Raw genomic sequence first — 24797 nt, 5'->3', positions numbered from 1 at the left:
TCTGTGTGTGCTGGCTTTGCCAGCGATGAGTCCGGTACAGCCAGTACATCAGATGCTGGCCTAATTACGACCGCTTCGCGCTCGATCGCCGGCAAGTCCGGCTCCCACAGAAGTGGGTGATTGCAGGACCTCTGTGGGAGCTGGCTTGCCAGCGATGGGCTGCAAAGCAGCCCCAAAAAACCTCAGGTCGCCACCCGCGAAGTGGAGCCGATCACCGCCTCCAGCACCCTGAAATCAATCCACTCACGCACATCGAAACGTCGCGGAATAAAGTCCCAGCGATGCAGGAAGTCAGTGAAGTCCTGCAACGCCTCGATCGAGCGCCCATCGAGCGTGGTGCGCAAGCGCCGATGGGCATCCTCGCCATAGGCCGCCGCCACCCAGTACTCGCTGGTATTCAACTCACGGGCCAGGTAGCGCCGGGTTTCATCGGCATTGGCCCAGGCCCACTGCTCGGTACGCAGCAACACATCAACGATGCGCTTGCAGGCACCGAAGTGCTGCTCCAGCAGGTTGATATCCACGGTCAGGGTGCGCGGCGTGCCGTTGTTCGAGCGAATCAGCGGGTCAGGGTGGGAGCCGGTGTCGATCACCACCCGCAAGCCGAACTCGTGGGCTAGTTGCAGGGCGGCGGCGCCTTTCAAAAAGATCGCGTCGATATCGCCGCGCAGCAGGCCGATCAGCTCGTTGTTACGGCGGCTGACCCGGTTGACGCCGAGGGTCACCGCGGCGCCATGCACATGGGTTACCTGCTCATCACTGTGGGTGCCGCCATAGGGGTAGTCGACCAGCTCGACATCGGCGACGTTCAGGCCTTCGAGCTTCAGCGCGTTCTCCAGCCCGCGCAGGGCCTGGGCGCGGGTGAAGTCGATCTGCACGTTGGCCCATTTCGGCAGGCCGAAGCGGCGGTTCTTCAGGTCGCGCACAGTGCGCACGCCACTGTCTTCTGTGGTCAGGATCAACTGCACCTCATCGGCCCAGCTCAGGCCCAGCACGCGGGTCTGCACGCCGCTGGCGTAGGCCCAGATCGCCGGAATGTTGCCGCCGTGGCGCACCGAGTTGCGCAGGTGATGGTCGTAATGGGCTTCGCGCACTTCGCGTTCGCTGGATTCGCGCAGCGACTGGATCGAGGTGCCCAGGGGCTGGAAGGCTTCGGCCAGGCGCCCGCTTTGCACGGCGATGCCAAGGCCGGTAGGCACCGGGCTGTGGGTGTACCAGAGGGTGTCGAGGGGTGTGCTCATCGTCGGTTCTAGTCCTTGTCTGGTGGCCGGTTAGCCGGCCAGTGCGGTATGCAGCCCGTCCATGGGGCGGCGGTCGATCCATTGGCGTACATCGAACGCCGTGCGGATAAAGCGCCAGCGCTGCAGGAAGGCAACGAAGTCCTGCAGGGCGGCGATGGCTTGTTCGTCGAGGGCGGTGTGCAGGCGCTTGTGGGCGTCTTCACCGTAGGCGCGGCTGACCCAGTACTCGCTGCTGTTGGTTTCCAGGGCCAGGTAGCGGCGGGTCTGTTCGGGGTGCTGGTGGGCCCAGGCTTCGGCGCGCAGCACGCTGTCGAGCACCTGGGTGGCGACCGGCAGGTGCTGGTCGAGCAGTTCCTGATCGACGCTGAGGGTGCGCGGCGTACCGTTGTTGCTGCGGATCAGCGGGTCGGGGTGGGCGCCAACATCCAGCAGCGTGCGCAGGCCGAAATCATGGGCCTGCTGTACGGCGCTGGCGCCCTTGAGGAAGATCGCGTCGACTTCGCCGCGCAGCAGGCCGATCAGCTCCAGGTTGCGCGCCTCTTCACCGCTGGCCACTGTGCTGCCGGCGACGTTGCGCACCGGGCTGTCGCTGAAGCCGCTGTCGTAGCGGTAGTTGACCAGTTGCAGGTCGCCGACCTGCAAACCATCGAGTTTCAGCGCGTTCTCCAGCCCGCGCAGGGCCTGGGCGCGGGTGAAGTCGATCTGCGCGCGGGCGCGGTCGGGCAAGCCGAAACGCTTGCCGGCCAGTTGCTTGATGCTGTGAATGCCGCTGTCGGCACGGGTCAGGATCAACTGCGCCTCATCGGCCCAGGACAGCCCGATCAGGCGCGTGGCGCGGCCCTGGGCGCGGGCCCAGATCGCCGGAATGCTGCCGCCATGGCGCACCGAATGGCGCAGGCTGTGATCGAAGTGCGACTCGCGCACCGCAGCATCGTCGGCTTCGCGGATCGATTGCACCTGGGTGCCGAGGGTGCGCAGGCTGTCCTGCAGCCAGCCTTGCTGAACGGCGATGCCCAGGCCCGTGGGCACCGGGCAGCGGGTGTACCAGAGGGTATCGAGGGGTGTGTTCATGAAAGGCTCCGGTCAGGCGCTGGCGGTCAGGGGCAGGCTGGCGACCGGCGCCTGACGCACCAGCGGCAGCACCTCCTGGCCGATGCGCAGGGCCTCTTCCAGGTGCGGGTTGCCGGCCAGGATGAAGGTCGAGAAGCCGGCGTCGCGGTATTCGGCCAGGCGTTCGGCGATGTTCTCGTGGCTGCCCACCAGGCCCACGGTCGGCCCAGGCTTGGCCTTGGCGAATCCGGCCCAGAGGTTGGGACCGATGATCAGGTCGTCGAAGCGCTGGATGTTCTGGTGATAGGCCGTTTGCCGTGCGCCGCCGACCGAGTCGCTGGTGCTGGTGAAGGCCTTGGAGAGGGTGCTGGGCTTGCCGTCGAGTTTGTCGAACTGGCGGCGCAGGTCGCGCCAGGCGGCGTCTTCGGTTTCACGGGCGAACAGGTCGACACGCAGGCCGAAACGCACCGTGCGACCTTGCTTGTCGGCCAGTTCGCGCACCCGTTCGATATGCGGTTTGAGCTGCTCAACAGGCTCTGCCCAGTTCAGGTAGACATCGGCGTGACGGGCGGCCACGTCCAGCGCCGGGTCGGAGAAACCGGAGAAGTACACGCCGGGTTTGCGTTCGTTGCCCAGGTGCGGCGGCAGGGCGCCGTTCTCCAGGCGGTAGATGTTGCCGTTGTAGGAGAAGCGTTCGTTGTTCCACAGCCCTTGGATGATGTCGAGGAACTCGCCAGTGCGCTGGTAGCGCTGGTCGTGGTCGAGAAAGTCGCCCTGGGCACGCTGGCTGGCCGGGTTGCCGCCGGTGATGATGTTCCAGTCCAGGCGCCCGTGGCTCAGGTGCTGGAGGATCGCTGCCTGCTGGGCGGCGTAGGCGGGCAGGGTCCAGGTGGCCTGGAAGGCGATCAGAAAGCGCAGCCGGCGGGTTTCCCGGGCCAGGGCCGCGGCGGCGATCCACGGCTCGGGGCCGGTGGGCAACAGCGCGCCTTCGAAGCCTGCAAGTTCCGCGGCCTTGGCCACCTGGGCGATGTAGTCGATGTAGGTGAAACCGTCGGCGCTGCCGTCCTGCAGCAGGCCGGGGGCGATATGCCCGGGCGTGCGGCTGAAGCTGCCGCGGTTGTGTTTGTCGGTGCTCAGTTGCGGGCCGTCGGTGCCCAGGGGCAGACGCCAGAAGAATTCGGTGCTCATGGCTGTTCCTCGGTGAATGTAAGGACAGTGGTGCAACGCCCATGCCACGCCGCGCGGGCCCGGAATCACTGGGGGTTGAGGGCAGGGGTGTTGCCAGGGCAGCAATCGGTCAGCAGTGGCTGCGGCGGTTGCAGCACAACAGCATCGCTGGCAAGCCAGCTCCCACAGGTTTGGTGTACACAGATCCACTGTGGGAGCCGGTCTTGCCGGCGATGGAAGGCAAAGCCTTCCTGCTTGTCAGCAAGCTTCCCCCTGTAACTCGGCACTGTGCTGATAGCGCCGGTACAACGCTGCATATTCGCCACCCTTTTCCAGCAACTGCTGATGCGGCCCTTGTTCCACCAGCTTGCCCTCGCGAATCAGCACGATCCGCTCGGCATCGCGGATGGTCGCCAGGCGGTGGGCAATGATGATCGCCGTGCGCCCCTCGCACAGCCGCCGCAGCGCTCGCTGGATGCGCCGCTCGGTGTGCACATCGACCGCCGAGGTGGCCTCGTCGAGCACCAGCACCGCCGGGTCGGCCAGGTAGGCGCGCACCAGGCACACCAGCTGGCGCTGGCCCTGGCTCAGGTGGCTGCCCAGCGGCCCGACCTGGGTGTCGTAGCGATGCGGCAGGCGCTCCAGCACCTCGTCGGCACCGAGCTCGCGCACCGCAGCAATCAGGGTTTGATCATCAGCAGCAGGTGCGGCCAGGCGCAGGTTGTCGAGAATGCTGCCGTTGAACAACACGTTGTCCTGCAGTACCACGCCTACATGCCGGCGCAGTTGCTGCTGGCTGAGCTGGCGGATATCGACGCCATCCAGGGTCACGCGGCCCTGGTCGACTTCGTAGAAGCGCGTGAGCAATTGCACCAAGGTACTTTTGCCATGCCCGGACGGGCCGACAATGGCCAGCACTTCACCGGCATCGATGTGCAGGTCGAGGCCGTCGATCACCGGGCGGGTGGGTTGTGGCAGATAGGCAAAACGCACCTGCTGGAAATGCACCTCGCCACGGGCCCGGGGCAAGTCAACCGGCTCAAGCGGGTCGAGGATCTGCGGCGCCGTGTCGAGCAACAGGAAGATCCGCTGGGCCGAGGCGGAACCGGTGGCATAGCGTTCGAACAGGTCGGTCAGCTCTTGCAAGGGGCCCAGGAACAGCATCACGTAGAACAGGCTCTCGCCCACCTGGCCGACTGTGACGGTGTCCGCGGCCAGGCTGTAGCCGCCGACCAGCACCAGCACCGCCATGCCGGCCGCGGTAAGCAGGGCGGTAAAGGGCGCGAACCAGCCCGAGCGCACACTGCCGACGATCAGCGCGTTGTTGAAGGCGTGCAGCAACTGCTGGTAGCGCGCCAGGTTCGGCGCTTGCTGGCCGGTCTGCTGCAACAGGCGCACGCCGCTGACGCTCTCGACCAGGTGCGCGGTAAAGCGGCTGCGTTGTTCGGCGACCTTCGCCCAGTTGCGCTGGGCGATGCGTTTGAAGGCCCAGGTCGCCGCCAGCAGCAAGGGCACGCTACCGATCAGGCTGAAGAAGAACAGCGGTTCGATCAGCCACAGCATCACGGCCGCCAGGCTACAGCGCAGCAGGGCGCCGAGCAGCTCGGGCGGGCCCTGGATGAGTAGCGGCTCCAGGGCATCGACGTCGCGGTCGGCGCGGGAAATGATGCGCCCGGCGCGGGTGCGATCGAAGTAGCCGACGCTCAAGGCCTGGACATGGGCAAACACCCGCACCCGCAACTGGTTGAGCACGCCGATGGCGGCGCTGCCGGCAATGTACTGCAACACCCCGGCGAGCAAAAAGCGCCCCAGCCAACTGGCCGCCAGACCCAACCCCAACCACAGCACCAGCGGCTGGTCGAGCAGCCAGCGGTTGCCGTCGTGGATCAGGCCGCGGTCGAGCAGTTCACGGACGAACCAGGGGCGCAGGAACACGGTGAACACCAGCACCAGCTCCAGGACAATCACCCAGGCGATCTGCTTGCGCACCGGCCGCAGCAACGGCAGCAGGCGCTGGAACATGCTGCGGTCGAGGGCTTTTTTGGCCAGCAGTTCTTCGATTTCGATATCGCTCAGGGCGTTGCCCGGCAGTGGCTTAGCCATGGTCGATCCCCAGCAGGTCACGGTAGGTCGGATTGCGTTGCAACAGTTGCGCGTGGGTACCGCTGTCGGCGATGGCGCCGTTGTCGAGCAGCAGCACGCGGTCGGCGCGTTGCACGGTGGAAACCTTGCTGGCGATCAACAGCAGGGTGGTGGCCTGTGGTTGCCGGCGCAGGTTGTCCAGCACCCGGCCTTCGCTGTGCGCGTCGAGCGCGCTGGTGGCGTCGTCCAGGCAGAGGATGGCGGGCGCTGCGAGCAATGCCCGGGCCAGGCACAAGCGCTGGCGCTGGCCGCCGGAGAGGGTCACGCCGCGATCGCCGAGCGGGCTGTCGAGGCCATCGGGCAGGCGTTCGAGGATATCCTCGGCGGCGGCCTGGTGCAGGGCCTGGAGCAGTTGCTCATCGCTGGCGCCGGGTGCGCTCAGGCGCAGGTTGGCGGCCAGGCTGTCGGCGAACAGGAAGCTCTCCTGGGGCAGTACGTGCACGCGCCGGCGCAGGTCGCTCAGGTCCAGTTCGCGAATGTCCTGCCAGCCTGACTGCGGATTGCCCAGCAGTACACGCCCCCCGGCAACGTCGGTCAGGCGCGGCAGCAGGCTTGCCAGCAGGCTCTTGCCGGTGCCGGTGGCGCCGACCAGGGCGACGGTTTCACCCGGCGCCAGCTGGAAAGAGCAGTGGCGCAGGATCGCCTGGCCACCGCCGGGGGCGGCAACGCTGACGTTTTCCAGCTTCAGCCCCAACGGTCCTTCGGGGAGGCGCTGACGCCCCCCGACAATCAGCGCCGGTGCATCCAGCAACTGCCAGATACGCCCGGCCGAGGCGCGGGCGTCGGCGAAGGTCTGTATCACCCGGCCTACGCCTTCGATGCGAAACACCAGGGTGGTGGCGATCAGCAGCGAGGTCACCAGTTCGCCAATGCCGATCCGGCCTTCTGCGACCAATCGTGCACCGATCACGAGTATCCACACATGCCCCAGCGCCACCACCGCCTGCGGCAGCGGAATCCGCGAGCTGGCATAGGCCAGGGCCTGGCGCGCCAGGGCGCTGAACTGCACAACCTGGCGCTCGAAGCCGTCGATGCGCTGGGCCTGCAGGCCGAACGACTTGATCACCCGCACCGCGCCAATGCCTTCGGCCAGGTCCTGGTTGACCCGGTCGTAGGCGGCGCCGACCGCGCGGTCGAGGTTGACCAGGCGCTCGGTCTGCAACACGAAAATCCACACCCCGACCACCGTCAGCAGCAGCGGCCCGAGTGCCAGCAACGGGTCGTACCAGGCCAGCAGGCCGACGGTGGCCAGTATCACCAGCGGCGTTTCGACCAGTTGCCGCCAGAAGCTCACCAGCGCATCGCGAACCTTGTCGGCATCGCGGGTGGTGCGGGTGACCATCTCGCCCATGCCGTGTTGCCAGTGATAACCCAGGTGCAGGCGCAGCACTTGTTCGAGCAGGCGCTCGCGCAGGCGCGTCAGCAACGCCTGGCCAAGGATCAGCGAGCCGATGGCGGCGGCGTACTGCAACAGCGCCCGGCCCAGGGCCACGCCGAGGATCAGCCAGAACCAGCCCCAGGCGCGCTGGCCGTCGAGGCTGCCATCGGCCAGGCGCTGCACCGCCGTGCCGGCGCTGACGTCGTTGAGGGCGTGGCCGATCAGCCATTGCTGCCAGACCAGCCCGAGGTTGATGGAAACGAACAGCCCGGCGACCAGGGCGAAACGCCAGGGCATTTCGCGGTAGATCGCCAGGCTGCGCAGCAGCGGGTGTCGAGGGCTCATGAAGGACTCGCGGCAGAAGGAAAGTGTGTGCTCAGCGGCTGGCGCCGGCCTTTTGCTTGGCATTGAGGATGGCGGTGTATTCGCCCGGGTCGATGCCGTTGAGGTAGTAGTTGCCGACGTGGTGCAGGCGCCAGCGGATCGGGTCGTGGGTGGTGTGCACCCGGGCGTTGCGCCAGAAGCGGTCGAGGTTCCACTTGCTCAAGGAGGAGCTGGCACCGAGCAGCGAGAAAATGTCACTGGAGATCTTCAGCGAAGCGCCATCGGAATGGGCACGGGCGGTGGCCACCGAAAGGATCAGCTCATCTTGCAGGGCCTTGTTGTCCGGGTCCTGCTCATGGGCGTCGAAGGTCCGCGCGGCGTCGCGCAGCAACGATTCGGCGGCGCGCAGGGCCACCGCGTACTCGCCGATCTGGCGGATGATATGGGGCTCTTCACTGGCCCGTTCCACCTCGCTCTCGACCCACGGCCGGGCGTGCTGGTTGAGGTAGTCGATGCCGGCCTGCAGGGCACCGGCGGCGATGCCGGTGTCGATGGCGGCGTGGAGGATCTGCGGGAAGGTCAGGCCGGTGCGCTTCATCGGGCCCTGGCGGCGCAGCACGTAGCGCTCGTCCAGTTCGATGTTGTCGAAGATCACCGTGCCGCTGACCGAATTGTTCTGGCCGAAGGCGTCCCAGTCGTCGACCAGGGTCAGGCCGGGCGTGTCGCGGTGCAGCAGCACGCCGGCGCCGCCGTCATCGCTGGCGGCGGTCAGCGAAATCCACTCGGCGAGATAAGAGCCGGTGGAGTAGAACTTGCTGCCGTTGAGGATCAACTTGCCGTCGGCGCGGCGCTCGACCCGGGTCTTGAGGGCGAACTTGTTCTTGCCACCGACCTCGGCCAGGGCATTGCCCAGGCGTTTGCCGGCCAGCACGTCGCTGACGACGCGATCGCGTACTTCGTCCGGATAGCCGCTGAGCACGCCGCGCAGCATGACGTTGTGAATCTGCAGCAACTGGCCGACGCCGCCGTCGGCGCGGGAGATGATGCGCACGGTTTCAACGATGGTTTCTACCGACGCGCCCAGGCCACCCAGCGCTGCGGGTACACCGATGGCGGTGATGCCGCTGTCGGACAGCAACTGCGCCTGGCGCCGGGGCAGTTCGCGGTTGAGCAACGGGTCGGCGGCGAGGGCGGCGATTTCCTCGGCAATCTCATGGGCCGCGGCGATGGCCTGGGCGGGGCTGTGCAGGCGACGGGGCAGAGTACTCACGATAGGGCTTCCTTGAATGAACGGGTACCCAGGGCCTTGAGCAGGTTCTGTGCCAGTGGCCGCAAAGCCCCGTGCAGCAAGGCTTACGCCGAATTTGCCGAAGGCGGGTGTTGCTGGGGCAGCAATCGGCTGCCGATTGTTGCTCTGGCAGCAGCAGGGCTGCGCCAGCACTGCTGGCAGATCAGCAGTCAACCTTCACGCAAAGGCGCAAAGCCCAATGAATTCAGGGCTTTGCCGAGTTGGCACGGGCGCTGCAATACCTCAGGCAAAGGCCAGCCGGCCGATTCGATCCGCTTGATGGAGCATGCCCATGACAATCGCCGCCACCTTGCCGCTGCCCACCGCAACGGCGCTGGAGCAACTCTGGTTCACCCGCTGCCCGGTGCCGACCGCTTCCGGTATCGCCTACACCCTGGGCTGGCTCACGGCAGAGTTCGCCGCCGACGGCCTGCCGGTGGAAACCCTGCAGGAAGCCCGGCAGCTGGGCCATCACCACTACGATCACCAACTGCCCGGGCTGTTTCGCGAGGGCGGTAATGTCCCGGCCCTGGCGGCGCGCGCTGCTGGCGCCCCGAGCCGGCTGATCGGCCTGACCTGGATCGAGGAATGGCAGACTATCCTGGTTCGCCCCGACTCAGGCATTCGCAGCGCCGCCGACCTTAAAGGCAAGCGTCTGGCCCTGCCGGCCTGGGGCGCCAACCGCCCCGGCAGCATCGCCCGGGCCATGAGCCTGCACGGCTACAAAGGCGCCCTGAGTCTGGCCGGGCTGAGCTTCGATGATGTCCAGCTGGTGGAAGTGGCGCTGCAATCCCAGGACGATGCGCCGACCCCGCAGCAGGGGTTGCAGCGTCTGTGGTCGGGCCTGGATTACCTGGTGCGCGGGGAGGTCGATGCGGTCTACGTCAAGGGCGCTGCCGCCGCCGATGCGGCCCGGCGCCTGGGCCTGGTGGTGGGGATCGACCTGGACCAGATCGCAGACCCGCGCTTGCGCATCAACAACGGCACGCCACGGCCGATCACCGTGCACCAGAGCCTGCTCGACGATCACTTCGACCTGGTGGTGCGCTTTCTCGCCCAGACCCTGCGCGCCGCCGACTGGGCCCGCGACAACCGCGACGGCCTGCTGCGCATCCTTCAGGACGAAACCCGCGCCGGCGCCCAGGGCGTCGATCAAGCCTACCGCGGCGACTTCCATACCACCCTGGCCCCGGACCTCTCGAGCGAGCGCCTGGCGTTTCTCGATATCCAGAAAACCTTCCTCAACCTGCACGGCTTTCTCGAAGCCGATTTTGCCCTGGCCGACTGGGTCGACCCGCGCCCACTGCAAGCCGCCCAGCAACTGCTGGCCGAACGCCGCGCCCGCGCTTAAAGGAGCAATGCCATGACCGTACTGACTACCGAGCACCTGATCGATGCCGCGCTGAACACCTTCATCGAGCAGGTGATCAACGAGGCCGACCAGGCCTTCACCGTGTTCCGTGAAACCAACACCATCACCGCCAACGGCACCGTCGGCTTTATCGAACGGGTACCGGGCCGCGAGTTGCTGGTATCGGTCAACTACCCGGGGCCGTGGGAGTACCGCAAGCCGCTGCAGGCCACGGTCAGCGACCTGGCCGGCAACCTGGTGCATGGCCAGGGCAAGGGTGGCCTGGGCCGTTACGCCAAGCTGTTTCGCGAACAACCGCAGATCACCACGGTGTCGCATGTGCACTCGCCGTACCTCGGTGCCTGGGCCCAGACCCAGCGTACCTTGCCGTTCAACTACGTGCCGGTGCAGCGCTTCCAGCTGGCCCGCGAGCTGCCGACCTACATCGACCGGCGCCAGGACGAGGTGGATTTCATCCTCGAACGCCTGGCCGAGAACCCGTTCACCCCGGCCATCCTCGAAGCCAACGGTGGCGCCACGGTCTGGGGCCAGCAGGGCTTGCGCGCGACCGCCGAGTTCATCGTGCTGCTGGAGGAGGGGGCGCAACTGCAACTGCTGGCCGAAGCCATCGGCGGCTCGCGGCCCTTCGGCCCGGGCGTGCTCACCCAGCAATGGCGGATGAGCAAGCTGATCGACAAGGCCAACGAGCTGGGCCTGATTCCCGCCACCGACCGCATTCGCGCCTGAGGAAAGACCATGGCTGTCAAGATTCTCTGGTACCTCACCAGCCCCGATGGTCCCTATCCGTGGGAGCCGCAAGGACGCTGGAAAACCGATTTCGCCCACCTCAAGCAACTGGCGGTGGCCAGCGACCGCCTGGGCTATTACGGCTCGCTGCTGGGCTCGAGCCCCAACGAGAGCCTGGCGGTGGCCGCCGCGCTGATCGACGCCACCGAGCGCCTGCGCTTTCTGGTGGCCCAGCATCCGGGCGAGTTATCGCCGGCGGTACTGGCCAAGTGGGCGCTGACTTTTGATGAGTTCTCCAACGGCCGCCTGTTGTTCAACGTGGTCAACGGCAGCGACGCCGGCCTGGCCACCCTGGGCGTGCATTATCCGCACGATGAGCGCTACCAGTTCAGCCTGGAGTACTGGCGCGCCTTCCAGAGTATTTATGCCGGTGAAACCGCAGGCTTTGACGGCCAGTACGTCAAGCTGGCGCCACGTCCGGCTGCGGCGGCACGTCACCCGCTGGGCGGCTGGCATCCGCCACAACGCGCCTCCGTGCCGCTGTGGGGGGCGGGCACTTCCGGCCCGGGCGTGGCCCATTCGGTGCAGTTGCTGGATGTCTACCTGAGCTTCGCCGACACCCCGCCAAGGCTGGGCGAGAAGTTCCGCCGGGTAGCGGCAGAGGCCGCGAAGATCGGCCGCGAACTGAGCTTCGGCACGCGCCTGCAGATCATCGTCCGCGAAACCGCAGAAGAGGCCTGGGCCCACGCTGAAAAGCTGCTGCAACAGACCTCGCTGGCAACCGCCCGCGCCGCCATTGAACGCCAACTGCCTGCGGGCCAGACCCTGGAGACCTTCAGCAGCGACAATCCGCAAATCCAGCGCAATGTGCAGAGCATCCGCGACGGCCGCCTGCCCACGGCCCGCGAGCTTGAGATCTACCCCAACGTCTGGACCGGCCCGAGCCTGTTCGGCTTCAACATCCTCGGTCCTGCGGCCGGCACCTACCTGGTCGGCAGCGCCGAGCAGGTGGCCGCACGGATTCGCGAGTACGAAGCCCAGGGCACCTCGGCGTTCATCCTCTCGGGTTTCCCGCTGATCGATGAAGCCCACCGGGTCGCCGACCTGCTGTTCCCCTTGCTCGACCTGGACCACGGTTTCGACATTCCGCGCCTGAGTGCGCGCACGGTTGCCGAACCGGCTTAAGGAGTTGCCCATGCCAAACGAATTTTCCCGCCGGGTGTTCCTCGGCAACAGCCTGGCCGTCGGTGGCGGCCTGTTGCTCGGCTCCAGCCTGCTCACAGGTTGCGGCGGTGCTGAACCGGCCGCAGGCGCAGCCATCGCCCGGCCGACCCAGCCGGTGCGTGGCGGGCGCCTGCGCGTCGGCATCATCGACGGCGACCAGACCGGCAACCTCGATGCGCACAAGCCGTCTGGTGGCGGGATCATTCGCGGCTGGGCGCTGTACAGCAAGTTCTGGGAGTGGAACGACGACGTCAGCACGCGCCTGGGCCTGGCCGAATTCGCCGAGCCCAACGCCGATGCCAGCGCCTGGACCATCCGCATCAAGCCGGGCCTGGAGTTCCACCACGGCAAGAGCATCACCGCCGATGACATGCTGTTCTCGATCCTGCGCCTGACCGACCCAAAACTGGCCTCGCCGTTTGCCGGGCTGGTCGGCGCCATCGACCGCCAGGCCTTGCGCAAGCTCGACGAGCGCACCATCGAGATCCGCTTCAAGCAGGGCCGCAGCTTCTTCCCGCTGGATGAAACCCTGATCGCCTTCGGCGGCATCGTGCCGACCGATTACGACCCGGTGAGCAACCCGGTGGGGGCGGGGCCGTACCGGCTGAAAAGCTTCGTGCCGGGCCAGCGCGCGCTGTTCACCCGGTTCGAGAACTATTTCAAACCCAACCAACCGTATGCCGACGAGCTGGAGATCATCGAATTCAAGGACCAGGTGTCGCGGGTTGCGGCGTTGCGCGCCGGGCAGATCGACGTTGCCAGCGGCGTGCAGGCCGAGCACAGCGCCTTGATCAAGGCCGACCCGCGGCTGCAACTGGTGGTGTCGCCGAGCACTTCGTTCAGCGGCTTCAACCTCAACACCGCCAAGGCGCCGTTCCAGGACGAACGGGTACGCCAGGCCTTCCGCCTGCTGGCCGATCGTCAGGAGCTGATCGGCCGTGGCCTCAATGGCTTCGGGCGCATCGCCAACGACCTGTACTCGCCGCAGGACCCGACCTACAACCACGCCATTGCCCAGCGCGGCTATGACCTCGACCAGGCCCGCTCGCTGTTGCGCCAGGCCGGCGCCAGCGACCTGCGGGTCGAGCTGACCACCACCGCCAACGAAGTCAACGCCGCCCTGGTGTTCGCCCAGCAGGCGAAGAAGGCCGGGGTCGAGGTCAAGGTCACCCCGGTGGACAGCTCGGTGTTCAACGGCCCGCAGAAAGAGCAGTGGCTGATGTCGCCAGGCTCCACGCCGGCCCGTGGCTTCCTGGCCACCGGCCTGCACAACGACGCGCCGCTGGCGATCTACAACCGCAGCAATTTTCGCGACGAGCGTTTCTCTGAGCTGTTCACCCAGGCCCTCGGCCAGCCTGACCTTGAGCGACGCAAGCAACTGGTGCACGAGGCCCAGACCATCCAGCACCAGCGCGGCGGCTTGCTGATCTGGGGCTTTACCGACGTGCTCGATGCCGCCTCCAGCAAGGTCGGCGGCTTGCACGGCGAACAGACCACTTTCGCCTCCTGGCGCTTTGACAGCCTGTGGTTGAACCATGCCTGAACCTTGCGCACGCACTTCCCGACTCCCTGCCTGGTTGCCGTGGTTCATCGGCCGCCTGGGCTACGGCCTGCTCACCGCCTGGGTCATCAGCCTGGTGGTGTTCATCGCCACCCAGGCGCTGCCCTCGGACCCGGCGCGGGTCATCCTCGGCCCCGAGGCACCGCTGGAAAGCGTGCTGACCCTGCGCGAGCAACTGGGCCTGAACCGACCGATCCTGGTGCAGTACTTCAGCTGGCTCGGCCAGGTGCTGCGCGGCGACCTGGGGATTTCCCTGGACTCCAACCAGCCGGTGGCGGCGATCATCTTCAGCCGCTTCGGCAATACCCTGGCGCTGCTGGCCGGGGTGCTGGTGCTGGTGGTGCCGCTGGCCTTGAGCATCGGCGTCAGCCTGGCCCTGCGCCGCGACAGCCGCCTGGACCGCTTTGGCCTGTCGGCGCTGATTTTCCTCAAGGCCACGCCGGGCTTTCTGCTCGCCATCGGCCTGGTGCTGCTGTTCTCCATGCCCCAGGTCAACCTGCTGCCGGCGGTGTCGATCCTCGATCCGGACAAAGCCCTGTGGCAGCAGCTTGAATACCTGTTGCTGCCGATCTTCGCCCTGAGCCTGTCGTCGCTGCCGTACCTGGCGCGCATGGTCCGCGCCTCGATGATCGAAGCGCTGGACTCGGATTACGTCAGCGCGGCGCGCCTGCGCGGCATCGCCGAATGGCGCATCGTCTGGCGCCACACCTTGCCCAATGCCCTGGTGCCAGCGATCCAGGGCGTGGCCCTGACCCTGCGCACGCTGATCGGCGGCGCCTTGCTGGCCGAGGTGATCTTCAGCTACCCGGGCATCGGCACCCAGCTCAACAGCGCGATCCAGATGCGCGACCTGCCGCTGGTGCAGGGCGTGGTGCTGGTAATCACCCTCGGGGTGGTGCTGATCAACCTGGTGGCTGACCTGCTCACCGTCTTGCTCACCCCGAAACTGCGCACTGCCCGCCGCGCCACGCTGATCCAGCGCAACCGCCGCGGCATCCAGAGCTGGTGGCGGCGCCCGGCGGCCAAAGCCCCTTGAGAGGAGTAGTCCATGTTCAATGCACGCTGGTGGCGTGAGCCACAGATTCGCCGCGGCGGCCTGGTGACCCTGGCCATCGTCCTCCTGGCCCTGGTCGGTCCCTGGCTGGCGCCCCATGCCCCCACCGACATGGTTGGCGGGGTGTATGGCGCCCCCGCCGGCGACGCACCGCTGGGCCATGATTTTCTCGGCCATGACGTGCTGTCGCGGTTGCTCAATGGCGGGCTGTCGATCTTGTGGATGTCGCTGGCGGCGGCCGCCATCGCGCTGATTGCCGGTACCGTGCTGGGGCTGCTGGCCGGTTTGTCGCGCCAGCGCCTGGATCAGGCGATCACTTGGCTGGCGGATGTCTGGCTGGCGTTTCCCGACCTGATCCTGGTGCTGTTGATTGTCTCGATGCTGGGCCGGGCGCCGTGGCTGATCGTGCTCACCGTGGCCATCGCCTTCACCCCCGGGGTGATCCGCCTGGCTCGTGGCAGCGCGGTGGCGGTGGCCAGCCAGGAGTTCGTCGAGGCAGCGCAGATGATGGGTTTCTCGCGCACGCGCATCCTCTTGCGCGAGATCCTGCCCAACGTGTTGACGCCGTTGCTGGTGCACTTTGGCAACATGCTCACCTGGGGCATCGGCATGCTCTCGGGGCTGAGCTACCTGGGTTACGGCGTGGCGCCACCGGCCGCCGACTGGGGCCTGATGATCAATGAAAACCAGGCTGGCCTGCTGGTCCAGCCCTGGGCAGTGTTGGCCCCGGCGCTGCTGATCGGGGTGTTCGCCTACGGCACCAATATCTTCGCCGAAGGCATTGCCCGGCACAGCGCGGGAGAACGTCGATGAACTCATATGCCCCACTGGCCCCATCGCTGGCAAGCCAGCTCCCACAGGATCCTTGGCCTGCTGCCGAACCTGTGGGAGCCGGTCTTGCCAGCGAGAGGCCGGCCCTGCAAGTGCAAAACCTGCGGGTTGAACTCAACACTAGTGCCGACATCATCGACCACATCAACTTCACCCTGGCCCCCGGCGAAATCCTCGGCCTGGTCGGTGAGTCCGGCTCGGGCAAGACCACCCTGGCCACCGCCTTGCTGGCCCATGCCCGGCGCGGTGCGCGCATCGCCGCAGGCCGCATCCAGGTCGCCGACGCCAGCCTGCTCGAGCTGCGCGGCGAGGCCCTGCGCCAAGCCCGTGGCGGGCTGATCGGCTATGTCGCCCAGGACCCGGCGCAAGCCCTGAACCCGGCCCTGCGCATCGGGCCTTTATTACTGGAAACCCTGCACGCCCATGAACCGCAGTTGCAAAAAAATGCGCAGCAACAGCGCCTGCAACAGACCCTGATCGACGTCGGCCTGCCCGGCGACGCGGAATTCCTGCGGCGCTTCCCCCATCAACTGTCCGGCGGCCAGCAGCAGCGGGTGATGCTCGCCCTGGCGTTCGTCCTGCGCCCGCGGCTGATTGTCCTCGACGAACCGACCACGGCACTGGACGTCAGCACCCAGGCGCACATCCTGCAAACCCTGCGCCGGCTGTGCAAGGAGCAGGGCGTGGCGGCGGTGTATGTGTCCCACGACCTGGCGGTGATCAAGGACCTGGTCGACCGGGTGATGGTCATGTACGCCGGGCGCATCGTTGAAGTCGCCAGTCGCCAACGGCTGTTCGCCCGTCCCAGCCATCCCTACACCTTGGGCTTGCTGGCGGCGATCCCGGATGTTGCCCGCCAGCACCCGCTGCAGGCGATTCCCGGCCATGCCCCGGCGCCGGGCCAGCGCCCCAACGGCTGTGCTTTCGCGCCACGCTGCCCGCGGCGTACGGCGGCCTGCGAGCAGGCTGAGCCGGGCCTGCAAACACTTGAGCCCCATCAGCAAGTGGCTTGCCTGCATCCACAGCTTGAGGCGCCGGCGCCCACAGCGGCGCTGCAGGTACGGGCGACGCGGGTGGATCAGGCGCCATTAATGGTGATCAGCAACCTGAACCTGACCTACGACCGCCAGGTGCTGTTTGACCTGGCCCTCGAAGTACAGGCCGGGGAATGCCTGGCAGTGGTCGGCGAGTCTGGCTCGGGCAAGACCAGCCTGGCTCGCACCCTGGCAGGCCTGGGCGACAATGCCAGCGGTGAGCTGAGCTTCGAGGGCCAGCCGCTGAGCCTGCTGGCCCGGCAACGTCCCGGCACAACCCGTCATCGCATCCAGTACATCTTCCAGAACCCGTACCGGGCCTTGAACCCCCGGCAGACTGTGGCCCAGTGCCTGCAGGCACCGCTGGAGCACTTCTTCAAGCTCAAGGGCCAGGCGTGCCGGGCGCGTATCGAGGCGGCGCTGCAGCGGGTGGCCTTGCCGGTTTCGGTGGCCGCCAAGTATCCCCATCACCTCTCCGGTGGCGAGCGCCAGCGGGTGGCGATTGCCCGCGCGCTGGTGTGCGAACCGAGCGTGCTGATCTGCGATGAAGTGACTTCGGCACTGGACGTTTCAGTCCAGGCGGCGATCCTGGCCCTGCTCAAGCAATTGCAAGGTGAGGGCATGACCCTGGTGTTCGTGACCCACGACCTGGGTGTGGTGCGGGCGATTGCCGATCGGCTGGTGGTGATCAAGCAAGGACGGATTGTCGAGCAGGGCCCTGTGGATGAGGTGCTGGACCGGCCCGTCGACCGCTACACCCAGAGCCTGCTCGCCCATACGCCGAGATTGGCAGCAGCGCTTTAGCGGCTGCGCCAGGGCGCGCCGTTGGCAAAACGCGCCTCGATCCACTGCTTGAAGGCGAGGGTCGCGGCACTGTTGTAGCGGGCGCCCGGGCGCACCAGGTAAATGCCGGCGTCGGCATCCAGTTGCCAGTCGGGCAGCACCGGCAGCAGGCGGCCGCTGTCCAGGTCGTGCTGCATCAGCCAGTCACCGCCGGCGAGGATGCCGACCCCGGCGCGGGCGGCGGCCAGTAGCGCTTCGTTGTCGTTGCTGACCAGCGAGCCGCGCACCTTCACCGTCTGCTGCTGGCCCTGGCTGGCCAGGCGCCATTCCGGGTACGAGCGCAGCCCGGTAAACCCCAGGCAGTTATGGTTGGCAAGGTCGGCCGGTGTCTGCGGCTGGCCGTGCTGTTGCAGGTAGGCCGGCGCCGCGCAGAGGATGCGCCGATGCTCACAGAGCTTGCGCGCCACCAGGCGGCTGTCGGCCAGTTCGCCAATGCGGATCGCGGCATCGAAGCCTTCGGCGACGATATCGACAAAGCGTTCGGCGTATTCGGTCTCCAGCTGTACCTGGGGAAACGCCAGGGCAAACTCGGCGAGCAGCGGGCTCAGCCACAGGCGGCCCATGGATGAGGGCAGGGCGATGCGCAGCCGCCCGCGAATCTGCGTAGCGCCTTGGGCTGCTTCGCGTTCGGCCTCGCTGATCAGGCTCGCGGCCTGGCGCAGGCGCTCCACCAGCCGCGCGCCTTCATCGGTGAAACGCAACTGGCGGGTGGTACGCTCGACCAGGCGAATACCCAGGCGCTGCTCCAGTGCGCCAAGGCGCTTGGACAGCACCGAGGGATGGCGCTGCAGCAGGCGCCCGGCAGCGGCAAAGGAGCCTTGCTCGAACAACGCCAGGAGGGTGGCAAGCTCATCGGCCTGGCGACTGTCGAACGGGTCCATGGGGGTTACCTCGGTGGGTCAGGGCGTCAGGATGACCGCGCCCTGTGAGCGTCCTTGTTGCAAGTCGTCATGGGCCATGGCGGCGTCGGCCAGTGCATAACGCTTCCAGATCTGCGGCCGAATGATACCTGTCGCCACCGCCGCCAGCACCTCCCCGGCACGTTGCTGGTACTCGCCGGCAGTTGCCGTGTGCGCGGCCAGCGACGGGCGGGTGATGAACAACGAACCCTTGGCGTTGAGGGTACTGAGCTCGATGGCCGGCGGCGCGCCCGAGGCCATGCCGCAAGACACCAGCAGGCCGCGCGGCCGCAAGCTGTCCAGCGAAGCCTCGAAGGACACCCGGCCGATCGGGTCGTAGACCACATCGAGTTTTTGCCCGTGGGTCACGTCCAGCACCTGCGCGGCCAGGGTGGCGGCGTCGAACACCAGCACTTCATCGCAGCCGGAGGCGCGGGCGACACTTTGCGGCTTCGATACCACGCCGATGACAAACGCGCCCAGATGTTTGGCCCAGGGCACCAGCAACTGCCCCAGCGCGCCTGCCGCGCCGTAGATCATCAGCCGCGTGCCGGGCCCGACCGGGTAGGTGCTGTGAAGCAGGTAGTGGGCGGTGATGCCCTTGAACAGCAGGGCGGCCGCTTCGTCCAGGCCGAGATTGTCCGGGAGTTTGACCAGGCGCTCGGCGGGGTACAGCCGGGCGCTGGCGTAGGCGCCGAGCGGGCCGGTGGCATAGCCGACGCGGTCGCCGACATTGATCCCGGTGACCTGTGCGCCGATTGCGGCCACGGTTCCGGCACCTTCCAGGCCAAGGCCCGAAGGCAGGGCGATAGGCACATCGCCCTTGCGCTGGCTGACGTCCAGCGGGTTGACGCCGATGGCCGCCTGTTCGAGCCAGACCTCGCCGGGGCCGGGTGCTTGCGCGCTGGTCTGTTCGAGGTGCAGGACGGCGGGGGCACCGGTTTGCTGAAGGCGGATTTGCATGACCATGATCGGGTTCCTGGAGCACAGTGTGAGTGTGGTCGAGGGTATTGATCCGGTCATGGCGCAGCAATCGGGTTGGTTGCAGATCATTGCTGCACCTGATGCATGGGTTGTGACCCTATCGCGGGGCAAGTCGAAGCCCCGCGATGCTCAACCCAGCACCTCGACAATCCGCCGGGCAATGTGCGCCGCATGGGTCTCCAGGGCAAAGTGGCCGGTATCCAGCAGCTCCACCACGGCGTTGGGGTTGTCACGCTTGTAGGCCTCAGCCCCTGGTGGAATGAAGAACGGGTCATGCTTGCCCCAGATGATCAGCGACGGCACCGGATACTCGCGGAAAAACGCCTGGAACTGCGGGTAGCGCCCAAGGTTGTTGGCGTAGTCGAGGAACAGGTCGAGCTGGATCTCCTTGTTGCCCGGGCGCTCCAGCAACAGTGCATCGAGGGTGTAGGACTCCGGGGCGACCAGGGTCGGATCGGCCACGCCATGCAGGTACTGCCAGCGAGTGCCTTCCAGATGCAGAACCGCATCGCCAACGGTCTTGCGGTTGGCTGCCGACGGGTCAGCCCAGTACTGGCGAATCGGCGCCCAGGCATCGCCCAGTCCTTCGAGATAGGCGTTGCCATTTTGCGACACGAACCCCGTGACCCGCTGCGGGTGCGCCACGGCCAGGCGCAGGCCGGTGGGCGCGCCGTAGTCGAACACATACATTGCATAGCGCTTGAGGTTCAGCGCATCGACAAAGGCGCCCAGGGTCTGCGCCAGGGCATCGAAGCTGTAACGGTACTCGCGTTCGGCCGGTACTTCAGTGAAGCCGAAACCCGGCAGGTCCGGGGCGATCAGGTGAAAGTGCGCGGCCAGCAGCGGGATCAGGTCGCGAAACTGATGGGATGAACTGGGGAAGCCATGCAGCAGGAGCAACACCGGGGCACCGGGCTCGCCGGCTTCACGGTAGAACACGCGAACGCCGTCGGCGTCGACGAACTGGTAGCGCACGGTTGGGGCAGGAGTGCTCATCGGACTGGTCCTCTGTAACCGGGTAAATTGATTTATTAGGTTACTGCGCAAACAAATCTTGCATGGAGTTTGTAACCTGTCAAATATAATTTAAGAGGTTACCATGGTGCGGTGATGATCGGCCGTGTAACTTGAACCGCTGAAAATAAGGGTTACCATGGAGCAACGCCCGCTGCCGAGAACGGCCATGACCGACGCCATCACCGAACCCTATGTCCTTGCCGACCACCCGGTGCTGGACATGCTCAACACCGTCGCCATCGTCGACGGCCAGCGCACCGATTTCTGGCACAGCGATGCCGACGTACTGGCCTGGCTGCAACGTATGGGCGTGCTAGAGGGACCCGCGCCACGCCTGGCCAAGGGCGCGTTGCTGGAGGCGGCAGTGACCTTGCGCGAGTCGTTGCGCGCGCTGGTCGAGCAACGCAAGGCGGGCGGCCGCGGCGATCCGGCTACCCTGAACCGCTTCCTGGCCCAGGGCGCCAGCCATGCGCAACTGGTGTGGGACAAGGACGACCAGCCGAAGCTGAGGCGAGTGGCCGAGCAGCGTTCGGCCGAGCAACTGTTGGCGCCCCTGGCCGAGCAAGCAGCCGAGCTGCTGGCGGGCGGCGACTTCAGCCTGGTCAGAACCTGCGAACACCCGGACTGCATCCTCTGGTTCTACGACCGCACCAAATCCCACCGCCGGCGCTGGTGCAGCATGGCGGTGTGCGGCAACCGGCATAAGGTCGCCGAACACCGTAAGCGCCTGCGCCAGGAGTAGCCGCCCGTAGGCAGGGTCTGATGCCCAGGTTTAAACACGCGGCAACCGGGCAGCGCTAAACCGGTGCATGCCCGCTGTTTAAACAAACCCCTCCAGCGCGCCATCTTGGCCCGCTATGTGCTTTGCCTCACCCATCGATTACTGATCGATTGGTCAAACCTGCACGTCGCCGCATTCGCTTGAGCGCGCAGGTTGTTTCTTGCAAATGCGTCTGCACCCGGAGAGGTGCAGCGTTTACTGGAACCTGAGGCATGTCGCTCCCCGAAACCCCCGACCTGGTCACCGCTGACGCCGGCTGGCGCGCCGAGCTGAGGCTGCGTTTCGTCCGGGGCGAGACCAGGACCTGTATTGGTGCGCGGCGGCATTTCGGTCCTCTTTTGGTGCAGCGACCGTTCTATCCCGAGGGTGCGCCGTGCCACGTCTATGTACTGCACCCGCCTGGGGGTGTGGTCGGTGGCGACAAACTGCTGCTCGATGTGCACCTGGAGCCAAGTAGCCATGCGCTGCTGACCATGCCCGGGGCGACCAAGTTCTACCGCAGTGGCGGCCCGACCTCGGTCCTCCAGCAGCATTTTTACCTGGGCGAAGCCAGCATTCTCGAATGGCTGCCCCAGGGCAGCATCTGCTTTGCCGGCGCCAGAGTGCGCCTGGAAAACCGTTTTACCCTCGCGCCCGGCGCCCGCCTGCTGGCCTGGGAGACCCTGTGCCTGGGCCGCCCGGTGATGGGTGAGACTTTCAGTCACGGCGCGCTCGACAGCCGCCTGCAGATAGAAGTGCCCGATGACCCGGGCCTGCACGAGCGCCTGCGCATCGAAGGCGGGCACCTGGAAAAACTCGCCGGCTTCCCCCTGCAAGCGACCTTTTGCGCCTATCCGGCCAGTACCGAACTGCTTGAGCAGAGCCGCGCACTGATTGAAGACCTTGGCGCCCCCGCCGGCGCGACCCTGCTCGGCCAACTGCTGGTGGTGCGCCTGCTCGACCACGACAACCAACGCCTGCAATCCACCTTGCAGCGGCTCTGGTATGCCTTGCGACCCGCCGTGGTCGGCCTGGCGCCATGCCCGCCGCGTATCTGGGCCACTTGAGAGAGCACCATGGAGCTGACCCCGCGAGAGAAAGACAAACTGCTGCTGTTCACCGCCGCGCTGCTGGCCGAGCGGCGCCTGGCCCGTGGCCTGAAGCTCAACTACCCGGAGGCGGTGGCATTGATCAGCGCCACGGTGATGGAAGGCGCCCGCGATGGGCGCACGGTGGCCGAGCTGATGAACCTGGGCCGCGAGGTGCTGCGTCGCGACCAGGTGATGGCCGGGGTCAGCGAAATGATCCCCGATGTGCAGGTGGAAGCGACCTTTCCCGACGGCACCAAGCTGGTCACCGTCCATGACCCGATCGTCTAGGAGCACAGGATGATTCCCGGAGAAATACAGGTTGCCGACGGCGACATCGAACTCAATGCCGGCCTGGCGCTGATCAGCGTCACCGTCGCCAACCACGGCGACCGTCCGGTGCAGGTCGGCTCGCACTATCACTTTTTTGAGGTGAACAACGCCCTGGTGTTCGAGCGCGAGCCCACCCGCGGCTTTCGCCTGGACATCGCCGCCGGTACCGCCGTGCGTTTCGAGCCGGGTCAGGCGCGCACCGTCAACCTGGTGCCGTATCGCGGCAAGCGCGAGGTCTACGGCTTTCAGGGCAAGGTCATGGGCAAGCTGGAGGCGCAGGCATGAGCCGGATTTCCCGCAGGGCCTATGCCGACATGTTCGGCCCCACGGTCGGCGACCGCGTGCGCCTGGCCGACACCGAGCTGTGGGTCGAGGTCGAGAAGGACTTCACGATCTATGGCGAGGAGGTCAAGTTCGGCGGCGGCAAGGTCATCCGCGACGGCATGGGCCAGGGCCAGATGCTCGCCAGCGAGGCGCTGGACCTGGTGTTGACCAACGCGCTGATCATCGATCACTGGGGCATCGTCAAGGCTGATATCGGCATCAAGAACGGGCGCATCGTCGGCGTCGGCAAGGCCGGCAACCCCGATGTGCAACCGGGAGTGACCCTGCCGGTGGGGCCGGGCACCGAGGTGATCGCCGCCGAAGGCAAGATCGTCACCGCTGGCGGCATCGATTCGCACATTCACTTCATCTGCCCGCAGCAAGTTGAAGAGGCGCTGACCTCGGGCATTACCACCTTCATCGGCGGCGGCACCGGGCCGGCCACGGGCACCAATGCCACCACCTGCACCTCCGGGCCCTGGTACCTGGCGCGCATGCTCCAGGCCGCCGACCAGTTGCCGATCAATATCGGCTTGCTGGGCAAGGGCAACGCCTCGCGGCCCGAAGCCCTGCGCGAGCAGATCGAAGCCGGGGCCGTGGGCCTGAAGCTGCACGAAGACTGGGGGTCGACCCCGGCGGCCATCGACTGCTGCCTGAGCGTGGCTGAAGAACATGACGTGCAGGTGGCGATCCACACCGACACCCTCAACGAGTCCGGCTGCATCGAGGACACCCTGGCGGCCATCGGCGATCGCACCATCCATACCTTCCACACCGAAGGCGCCGGCGGTGGCCATGCGCCGGACATCATCCGCGCCGCGGCCTTTGCCAACGTGCTGCCGTCCTCGACCAACCCGACCTTGCCCTACACCCAGAACACTGTCGATGAGCACCTGGACATGCTCATGGTCTGCCACCACCTGGACCCGAGCATTGCCGAAGACGTGGCCTTCGCCGAGTCGCGCATCCGCCGCGAGACGATTGCCGCCGAAGACATCCTCCATGACCTGGGCGCCTTCTCCATGACTTCGTCCGACTCCCAGGCCATGGGCCGGGTCGGCGAAGTGGTGCTGCGCACCTGGCAGGTGGCCCACCAGATGAAACTGCGCCGTGGGCCCCTGGCACCGGATAGCGCACGCAGCGACAACTTCCGGGTCAAGCGCTACATCGCCAAGTACACCATCAACCCGGCGCTGACCCATGGCATCGCCCACGAAGTGGGTTCGGTGGAGGCTGGCAAGCTGGCCGACCTGGTGCTCTGGGCCCCGGCGTTCTTCGGGGTCAAGCCTGCGCTGGTGATCAAGGGCGGGATGATCGCCATGGCGCCCATGGGCGATATCAACGGTTCGATCCCGACCCCGCAACCGGTGCATTACCGGCCGATGTTCGGCGCCCTCGGTGCCGCGCGCCATGCCACGCGCATGACGTTTCTGTCCAAGGCGGCGATCGACCGTGGCGTGCACCGGCAACTGGGGCTGCACAGCCTGATCGGCGAGGCCCGGGGCTGCCGCACGGTGCGCAAGGGCGACATGGTCCATAACGGCCTGTTGCCGATGATCGAGGTCGACTCGCAAACCTACGAGGTGCGCGCCGACGGTGAACTGCTGGTGTGCGAACCCGCCACGGTGCTGCCGATGGCCCAGCGTTATTTTCTGTTTTAAGGAGCGAGCATGATCCTGTTGACCCGTCGCCTGAGCGACGCCGCCACGGTAAGCGGCACCGTCACCCTCACTGTCGACACGCGCATCAAGAGCCGTGTGCGCGTCACCCTCGACGATGGCCGCGAGGCCGGCTTGATGCTTGAGCGCGGTCAGTTGCTGCGCGGTGGCGAACTGCTCGGCGAGGCGCAGGGCGGCGAGGTGATCCGCGTGCTGGCGGCGGCCGAGCAGGTGTCCAGCGTGCGCTGCGCCGATCCGCTGTTGCTGACCCGCGCCGCCTATCACCTGGGCAACCGCCATGTACCGCTGCAGATCGAGGCCGGGCTGGTGCGTTATCAGCACGACAATGTGCTGGACGAGATGGTCCGTGGCCTGGGCCTGCAGGTGACGGTCGAGCAGGCGCCGTTCGAGCCTGAAGCCGGTGCCTACCAGAGTGCACCGCACAGCCACGCCCACAGTGACCACCTGTTCGTTCGCGTCGCTCACCACTGATTACTGA

At 66.6% G+C, this 24797-nt stretch carries 22 protein-coding genes; 13 read left to right on the top strand and 9 right to left on the bottom strand.

The genetic code is table 11. The features are described from left to right. Positions 1-182: 182 nt before the first annotated feature. The 6 genes from ABM562_RS25515 to ABM562_RS25490 form a co-directional block, all read right to left on the bottom strand. Positions 183-1241: an ABC transporter substrate-binding protein gene (locus ABM562_RS25515; protein ID WP_134065144.1), complete on the bottom strand. Its 1059-nt coding sequence runs from the start codon at positions 1239-1241 to the stop codon at positions 183-185. A 30-nt stretch (positions 1242-1271) separates the two neighbouring features. Further along, the gene (locus tag ABM562_RS25510) at positions 1272-2312 is read right to left on the bottom strand and encodes an ABC transporter substrate-binding protein (protein ID WP_460423770.1); all 1041 of its coding nucleotides are present in this window, start codon (positions 2310-2312) and stop codon (positions 1272-1274) included. A 12-nt stretch (positions 2313-2324) separates the two neighbouring features. Continuing rightward, positions 2325-3479: an LLM class flavin-dependent oxidoreductase gene (locus ABM562_RS25505; RefSeq protein WP_115086865.1), complete on the bottom strand. Its 1155-nt coding sequence runs from the start codon at positions 3477-3479 to the stop codon at positions 2325-2327. A 237-nt stretch (positions 3480-3716) separates the two neighbouring features. Beyond that, positions 3717-5561, bottom strand: coding sequence for an ABC transporter ATP-binding protein (locus ABM562_RS25500; RefSeq protein ID WP_460423768.1), 1845 nt, complete (start codon positions 5559-5561; stop codon positions 3717-3719). Next, the gene (locus ABM562_RS25495) at positions 5554-7323 is read right to left on the bottom strand and encodes an ABC transporter ATP-binding protein (RefSeq protein WP_460423766.1); all 1770 of its coding nucleotides are present in this window, start codon (positions 7321-7323) and stop codon (positions 5554-5556) included. The genes ABM562_RS25500 and ABM562_RS25495 overlap by 8 nt, the downstream gene beginning before the upstream one ends. 31 nt (positions 7324-7354) lie before the next feature. Next, positions 7355-8572 carry an acyl-CoA dehydrogenase family protein gene (locus ABM562_RS25490; protein WP_460423764.1) on the bottom strand — a complete coding sequence of 406 codons (1218 nt, stop codon included), beginning with the start codon at positions 8570-8572 and terminating at the stop codon, positions 7355-7357. Positions 8573-8882: 310 nt separating this feature from the next. On the opposite strand from ABM562_RS25490, the gene ABM562_RS25485 reads away from it, so the two are divergent. From ABM562_RS25485 to ABM562_RS25455, 7 genes are read left to right on the top strand one after another with little or no spacing between them, the layout of a single operon-like run. Continuing rightward, the gene (locus tag ABM562_RS25485) at positions 8883-9941 is read left to right on the top strand and encodes an ABC transporter substrate-binding protein (protein ID WP_134065134.1); all 1059 of its coding nucleotides are present in this window, start codon (positions 8883-8885) and stop codon (positions 9939-9941) included. A gap of 12 nt (positions 9942-9953) precedes the next feature. Beyond that, positions 9954-10688 (top strand): class II aldolase/adducin family protein, encoded by a 735-nt coding sequence (locus ABM562_RS25480; protein WP_115086860.1) that lies wholly within the window; start codon positions 9954-9956, stop codon positions 10686-10688. A 9-nt stretch (positions 10689-10697) separates the two neighbouring features. Further along, positions 10698-11873, top strand: a complete 1176-nt coding sequence (locus ABM562_RS25475; protein ID WP_134065130.1) for an LLM class flavin-dependent oxidoreductase — start codon at positions 10698-10700, stop codon at positions 11871-11873. Positions 11874-11883: 10 nt separating this feature from the next. Continuing rightward, positions 11884-13455 carry an ABC transporter substrate-binding protein gene (locus ABM562_RS25470; RefSeq protein WP_460423763.1) on the top strand — a complete coding sequence of 524 codons (1572 nt, stop codon included), beginning with the start codon at positions 11884-11886 and terminating at the stop codon, positions 13453-13455. Next, positions 13448-14509: an ABC transporter permease gene (locus ABM562_RS25465; protein ID WP_346617269.1), complete on the top strand. Its 1062-nt coding sequence runs from the start codon at positions 13448-13450 to the stop codon at positions 14507-14509. The genes ABM562_RS25470 and ABM562_RS25465 overlap by 8 nt, the downstream gene beginning before the upstream one ends. Before the next feature lie 12 nt (positions 14510-14521). Next, positions 14522-15340 (top strand): ABC transporter permease, encoded by an 819-nt coding sequence (locus ABM562_RS25460; RefSeq protein ID WP_258577899.1) that lies wholly within the window; start codon positions 14522-14524, stop codon positions 15338-15340. Next, a complete protein-coding gene (locus ABM562_RS25455) occupies positions 15337-17196 on the top strand; it encodes an ABC transporter ATP-binding protein (RefSeq protein WP_460423762.1) in 1860 nt (619 codons plus the stop codon). Before ABM562_RS25460 ends, ABM562_RS25455 begins: the two co-directional genes overlap by 4 nt. Here ABM562_RS25455 and ABM562_RS25450 read toward each other — a convergent pair. From ABM562_RS25450 to ABM562_RS25440, 3 genes are all read right to left on the bottom strand, one after another. Beyond that, a complete protein-coding gene (locus ABM562_RS25450) occupies positions 17193-18116 on the bottom strand; it encodes a LysR family transcriptional regulator (RefSeq protein ID WP_115086855.1) in 924 nt (307 codons plus the stop codon). The two genes, ABM562_RS25455 and ABM562_RS25450, sit on opposite strands and share 4 nt — an antisense overlap. Before the next feature lie 18 nt (positions 18117-18134). After that, complete coding sequence (locus ABM562_RS25445; RefSeq protein ID WP_460423761.1) at positions 18135-19103, bottom strand: quinone oxidoreductase family protein; 969 nt, start codon at positions 19101-19103, stop codon at positions 18135-18137. Between the two features lie 144 nt (positions 19104-19247). Then, a complete protein-coding gene (locus ABM562_RS25440; protein ID WP_346617267.1) occupies positions 19248-20114 on the bottom strand; it encodes an alpha/beta fold hydrolase in 867 nt (288 codons plus the stop codon). 187 nt (positions 20115-20301) lie between these two features. Here ABM562_RS25440 and ABM562_RS25435 point away from each other — a divergent pair, with 187 nt between their 5' ends. The 6 genes from ABM562_RS25435 (at position 20302) to ureE (ending at position 24790) form a co-directional block, all read left to right on the top strand. Continuing rightward, complete coding sequence (locus ABM562_RS25435) at positions 20302-20877, top strand: CGNR zinc finger domain-containing protein (RefSeq protein ID WP_258577896.1); 576 nt, start codon at positions 20302-20304, stop codon at positions 20875-20877. 251 nt (positions 20878-21128) lie between these two features. Further along, a complete protein-coding gene (locus tag ABM562_RS25430) occupies positions 21129-21962 on the top strand; it encodes an urease accessory protein UreD (protein ID WP_460423759.1) in 834 nt (277 codons plus the stop codon). A gap of 9 nt (positions 21963-21971) precedes the next feature. After that, positions 21972-22274 carry an urease subunit gamma gene (locus ABM562_RS25425; protein ID WP_038994905.1) on the top strand — a complete coding sequence of 101 codons (303 nt, stop codon included), beginning with the start codon at positions 21972-21974 and terminating at the stop codon, positions 22272-22274. 9 nt (positions 22275-22283) lie between these two features. Next, positions 22284-22601, top strand: a complete 318-nt coding sequence (locus ABM562_RS25420; RefSeq protein ID WP_115086850.1) for an urease subunit beta — start codon at positions 22284-22286, stop codon at positions 22599-22601. Further along, on the top strand, positions 22598-24301 hold the full coding sequence (ureC, locus tag ABM562_RS25415; protein ID WP_115086849.1) for an urease subunit alpha: 1704 nt from the start codon (positions 22598-22600) through the stop codon (positions 24299-24301). The genes ABM562_RS25420 and ureC overlap by 4 nt, the downstream gene beginning before the upstream one ends. A gap of 9 nt (positions 24302-24310) precedes the next feature. After that, on the top strand, positions 24311-24790 hold the full coding sequence (ureE, locus tag ABM562_RS25410; protein WP_460423758.1) for an urease accessory protein UreE: 480 nt from the start codon (positions 24311-24313) through the stop codon (positions 24788-24790). The last annotated feature ends 7 nt before the right edge of the window (positions 24791-24797 follow it).

The sequence above is a fragment of the Pseudomonas sp. ZL2 genome (assembly GCF_054788455.1).
This window is presented reverse-complemented; position numbering and strand designations above follow the sequence as displayed.

What these genes read in the sequence shown, in the direction of transcription:
- ABM562_RS25515 (WP_134065144.1), bottom strand. Translation starts at nt 1,241, where the DNA reads ATGAGCACACCCCTCGACACCCTCTGGTACACCCACAGCCCGGTGCCT.
- ABM562_RS25510 (WP_460423770.1), bottom strand. Translation starts at nt 2,312, where the DNA reads ATGAACACACCCCTCGATACCCTCTGGTACACCCGCTGCCCGGTGCCC.
- ABM562_RS25505 (WP_115086865.1), bottom strand. Translation starts at nt 3,479, where the DNA reads ATGAGCACCGAATTCTTCTGGCGTCTGCCCCTGGGCACCGACGGCCCG.
- ABM562_RS25500 (WP_460423768.1), bottom strand. Translation starts at nt 5,561, where the DNA reads ATGGCTAAGCCACTGCCGGGCAACGCCCTGAGCGATATCGAAATCGAA.
- ABM562_RS25495 (WP_460423766.1), bottom strand. Translation starts at nt 7,323, where the DNA reads ATGAGCCCTCGACACCCGCTGCTGCGCAGCCTGGCGATCTACCGCGAA.
- ABM562_RS25485 (WP_134065134.1), top strand. Translation starts at nt 8,883, where the DNA reads ATGACAATCGCCGCCACCTTGCCGCTGCCCACCGCAACGGCGCTGGAG.
- ABM562_RS25480 (WP_115086860.1), top strand. Translation starts at nt 9,954, where the DNA reads ATGACCGTACTGACTACCGAGCACCTGATCGATGCCGCGCTGAACACC.
- ABM562_RS25475 (WP_134065130.1), top strand. Translation starts at nt 10,698, where the DNA reads ATGGCTGTCAAGATTCTCTGGTACCTCACCAGCCCCGATGGTCCCTAT.
- ABM562_RS25470 (WP_460423763.1), top strand. Translation starts at nt 11,884, where the DNA reads ATGCCAAACGAATTTTCCCGCCGGGTGTTCCTCGGCAACAGCCTGGCC.
- ABM562_RS25465 (WP_346617269.1), top strand. Translation starts at nt 13,448, where the DNA reads ATGCCTGAACCTTGCGCACGCACTTCCCGACTCCCTGCCTGGTTGCCG.
- ABM562_RS25460 (WP_258577899.1), top strand. Translation starts at nt 14,522, where the DNA reads ATGTTCAATGCACGCTGGTGGCGTGAGCCACAGATTCGCCGCGGCGGC.
- ABM562_RS25455 (WP_460423762.1), top strand. Translation starts at nt 15,337, where the DNA reads ATGAACTCATATGCCCCACTGGCCCCATCGCTGGCAAGCCAGCTCCCA.
- ABM562_RS25450 (WP_115086855.1), bottom strand. Translation starts at nt 18,116, where the DNA reads ATGGACCCGTTCGACAGTCGCCAGGCCGATGAGCTTGCCACCCTCCTG.
- ABM562_RS25445 (WP_460423761.1), bottom strand. Translation starts at nt 19,103, where the DNA reads ATGGTCATGCAAATCCGCCTTCAGCAAACCGGTGCCCCCGCCGTCCTG.
- ABM562_RS25440 (WP_346617267.1), bottom strand. Translation starts at nt 20,114, where the DNA reads ATGAGCACTCCTGCCCCAACCGTGCGCTACCAGTTCGTCGACGCCGAC.
- ABM562_RS25435 (WP_258577896.1), top strand. Translation starts at nt 20,302, where the DNA reads ATGACCGACGCCATCACCGAACCCTATGTCCTTGCCGACCACCCGGTG.
- ABM562_RS25430 (WP_460423759.1), top strand. Translation starts at nt 21,129, where the DNA reads ATGTCGCTCCCCGAAACCCCCGACCTGGTCACCGCTGACGCCGGCTGG.
- ABM562_RS25425 (WP_038994905.1), top strand. Translation starts at nt 21,972, where the DNA reads ATGGAGCTGACCCCGCGAGAGAAAGACAAACTGCTGCTGTTCACCGCC.
- ABM562_RS25420 (WP_115086850.1), top strand. Translation starts at nt 22,284, where the DNA reads ATGATTCCCGGAGAAATACAGGTTGCCGACGGCGACATCGAACTCAAT.
- ureC (WP_115086849.1), top strand. Translation starts at nt 22,598, where the DNA reads ATGAGCCGGATTTCCCGCAGGGCCTATGCCGACATGTTCGGCCCCACG.
- ureE (WP_460423758.1), top strand. Translation starts at nt 24,311, where the DNA reads ATGATCCTGTTGACCCGTCGCCTGAGCGACGCCGCCACGGTAAGCGGC.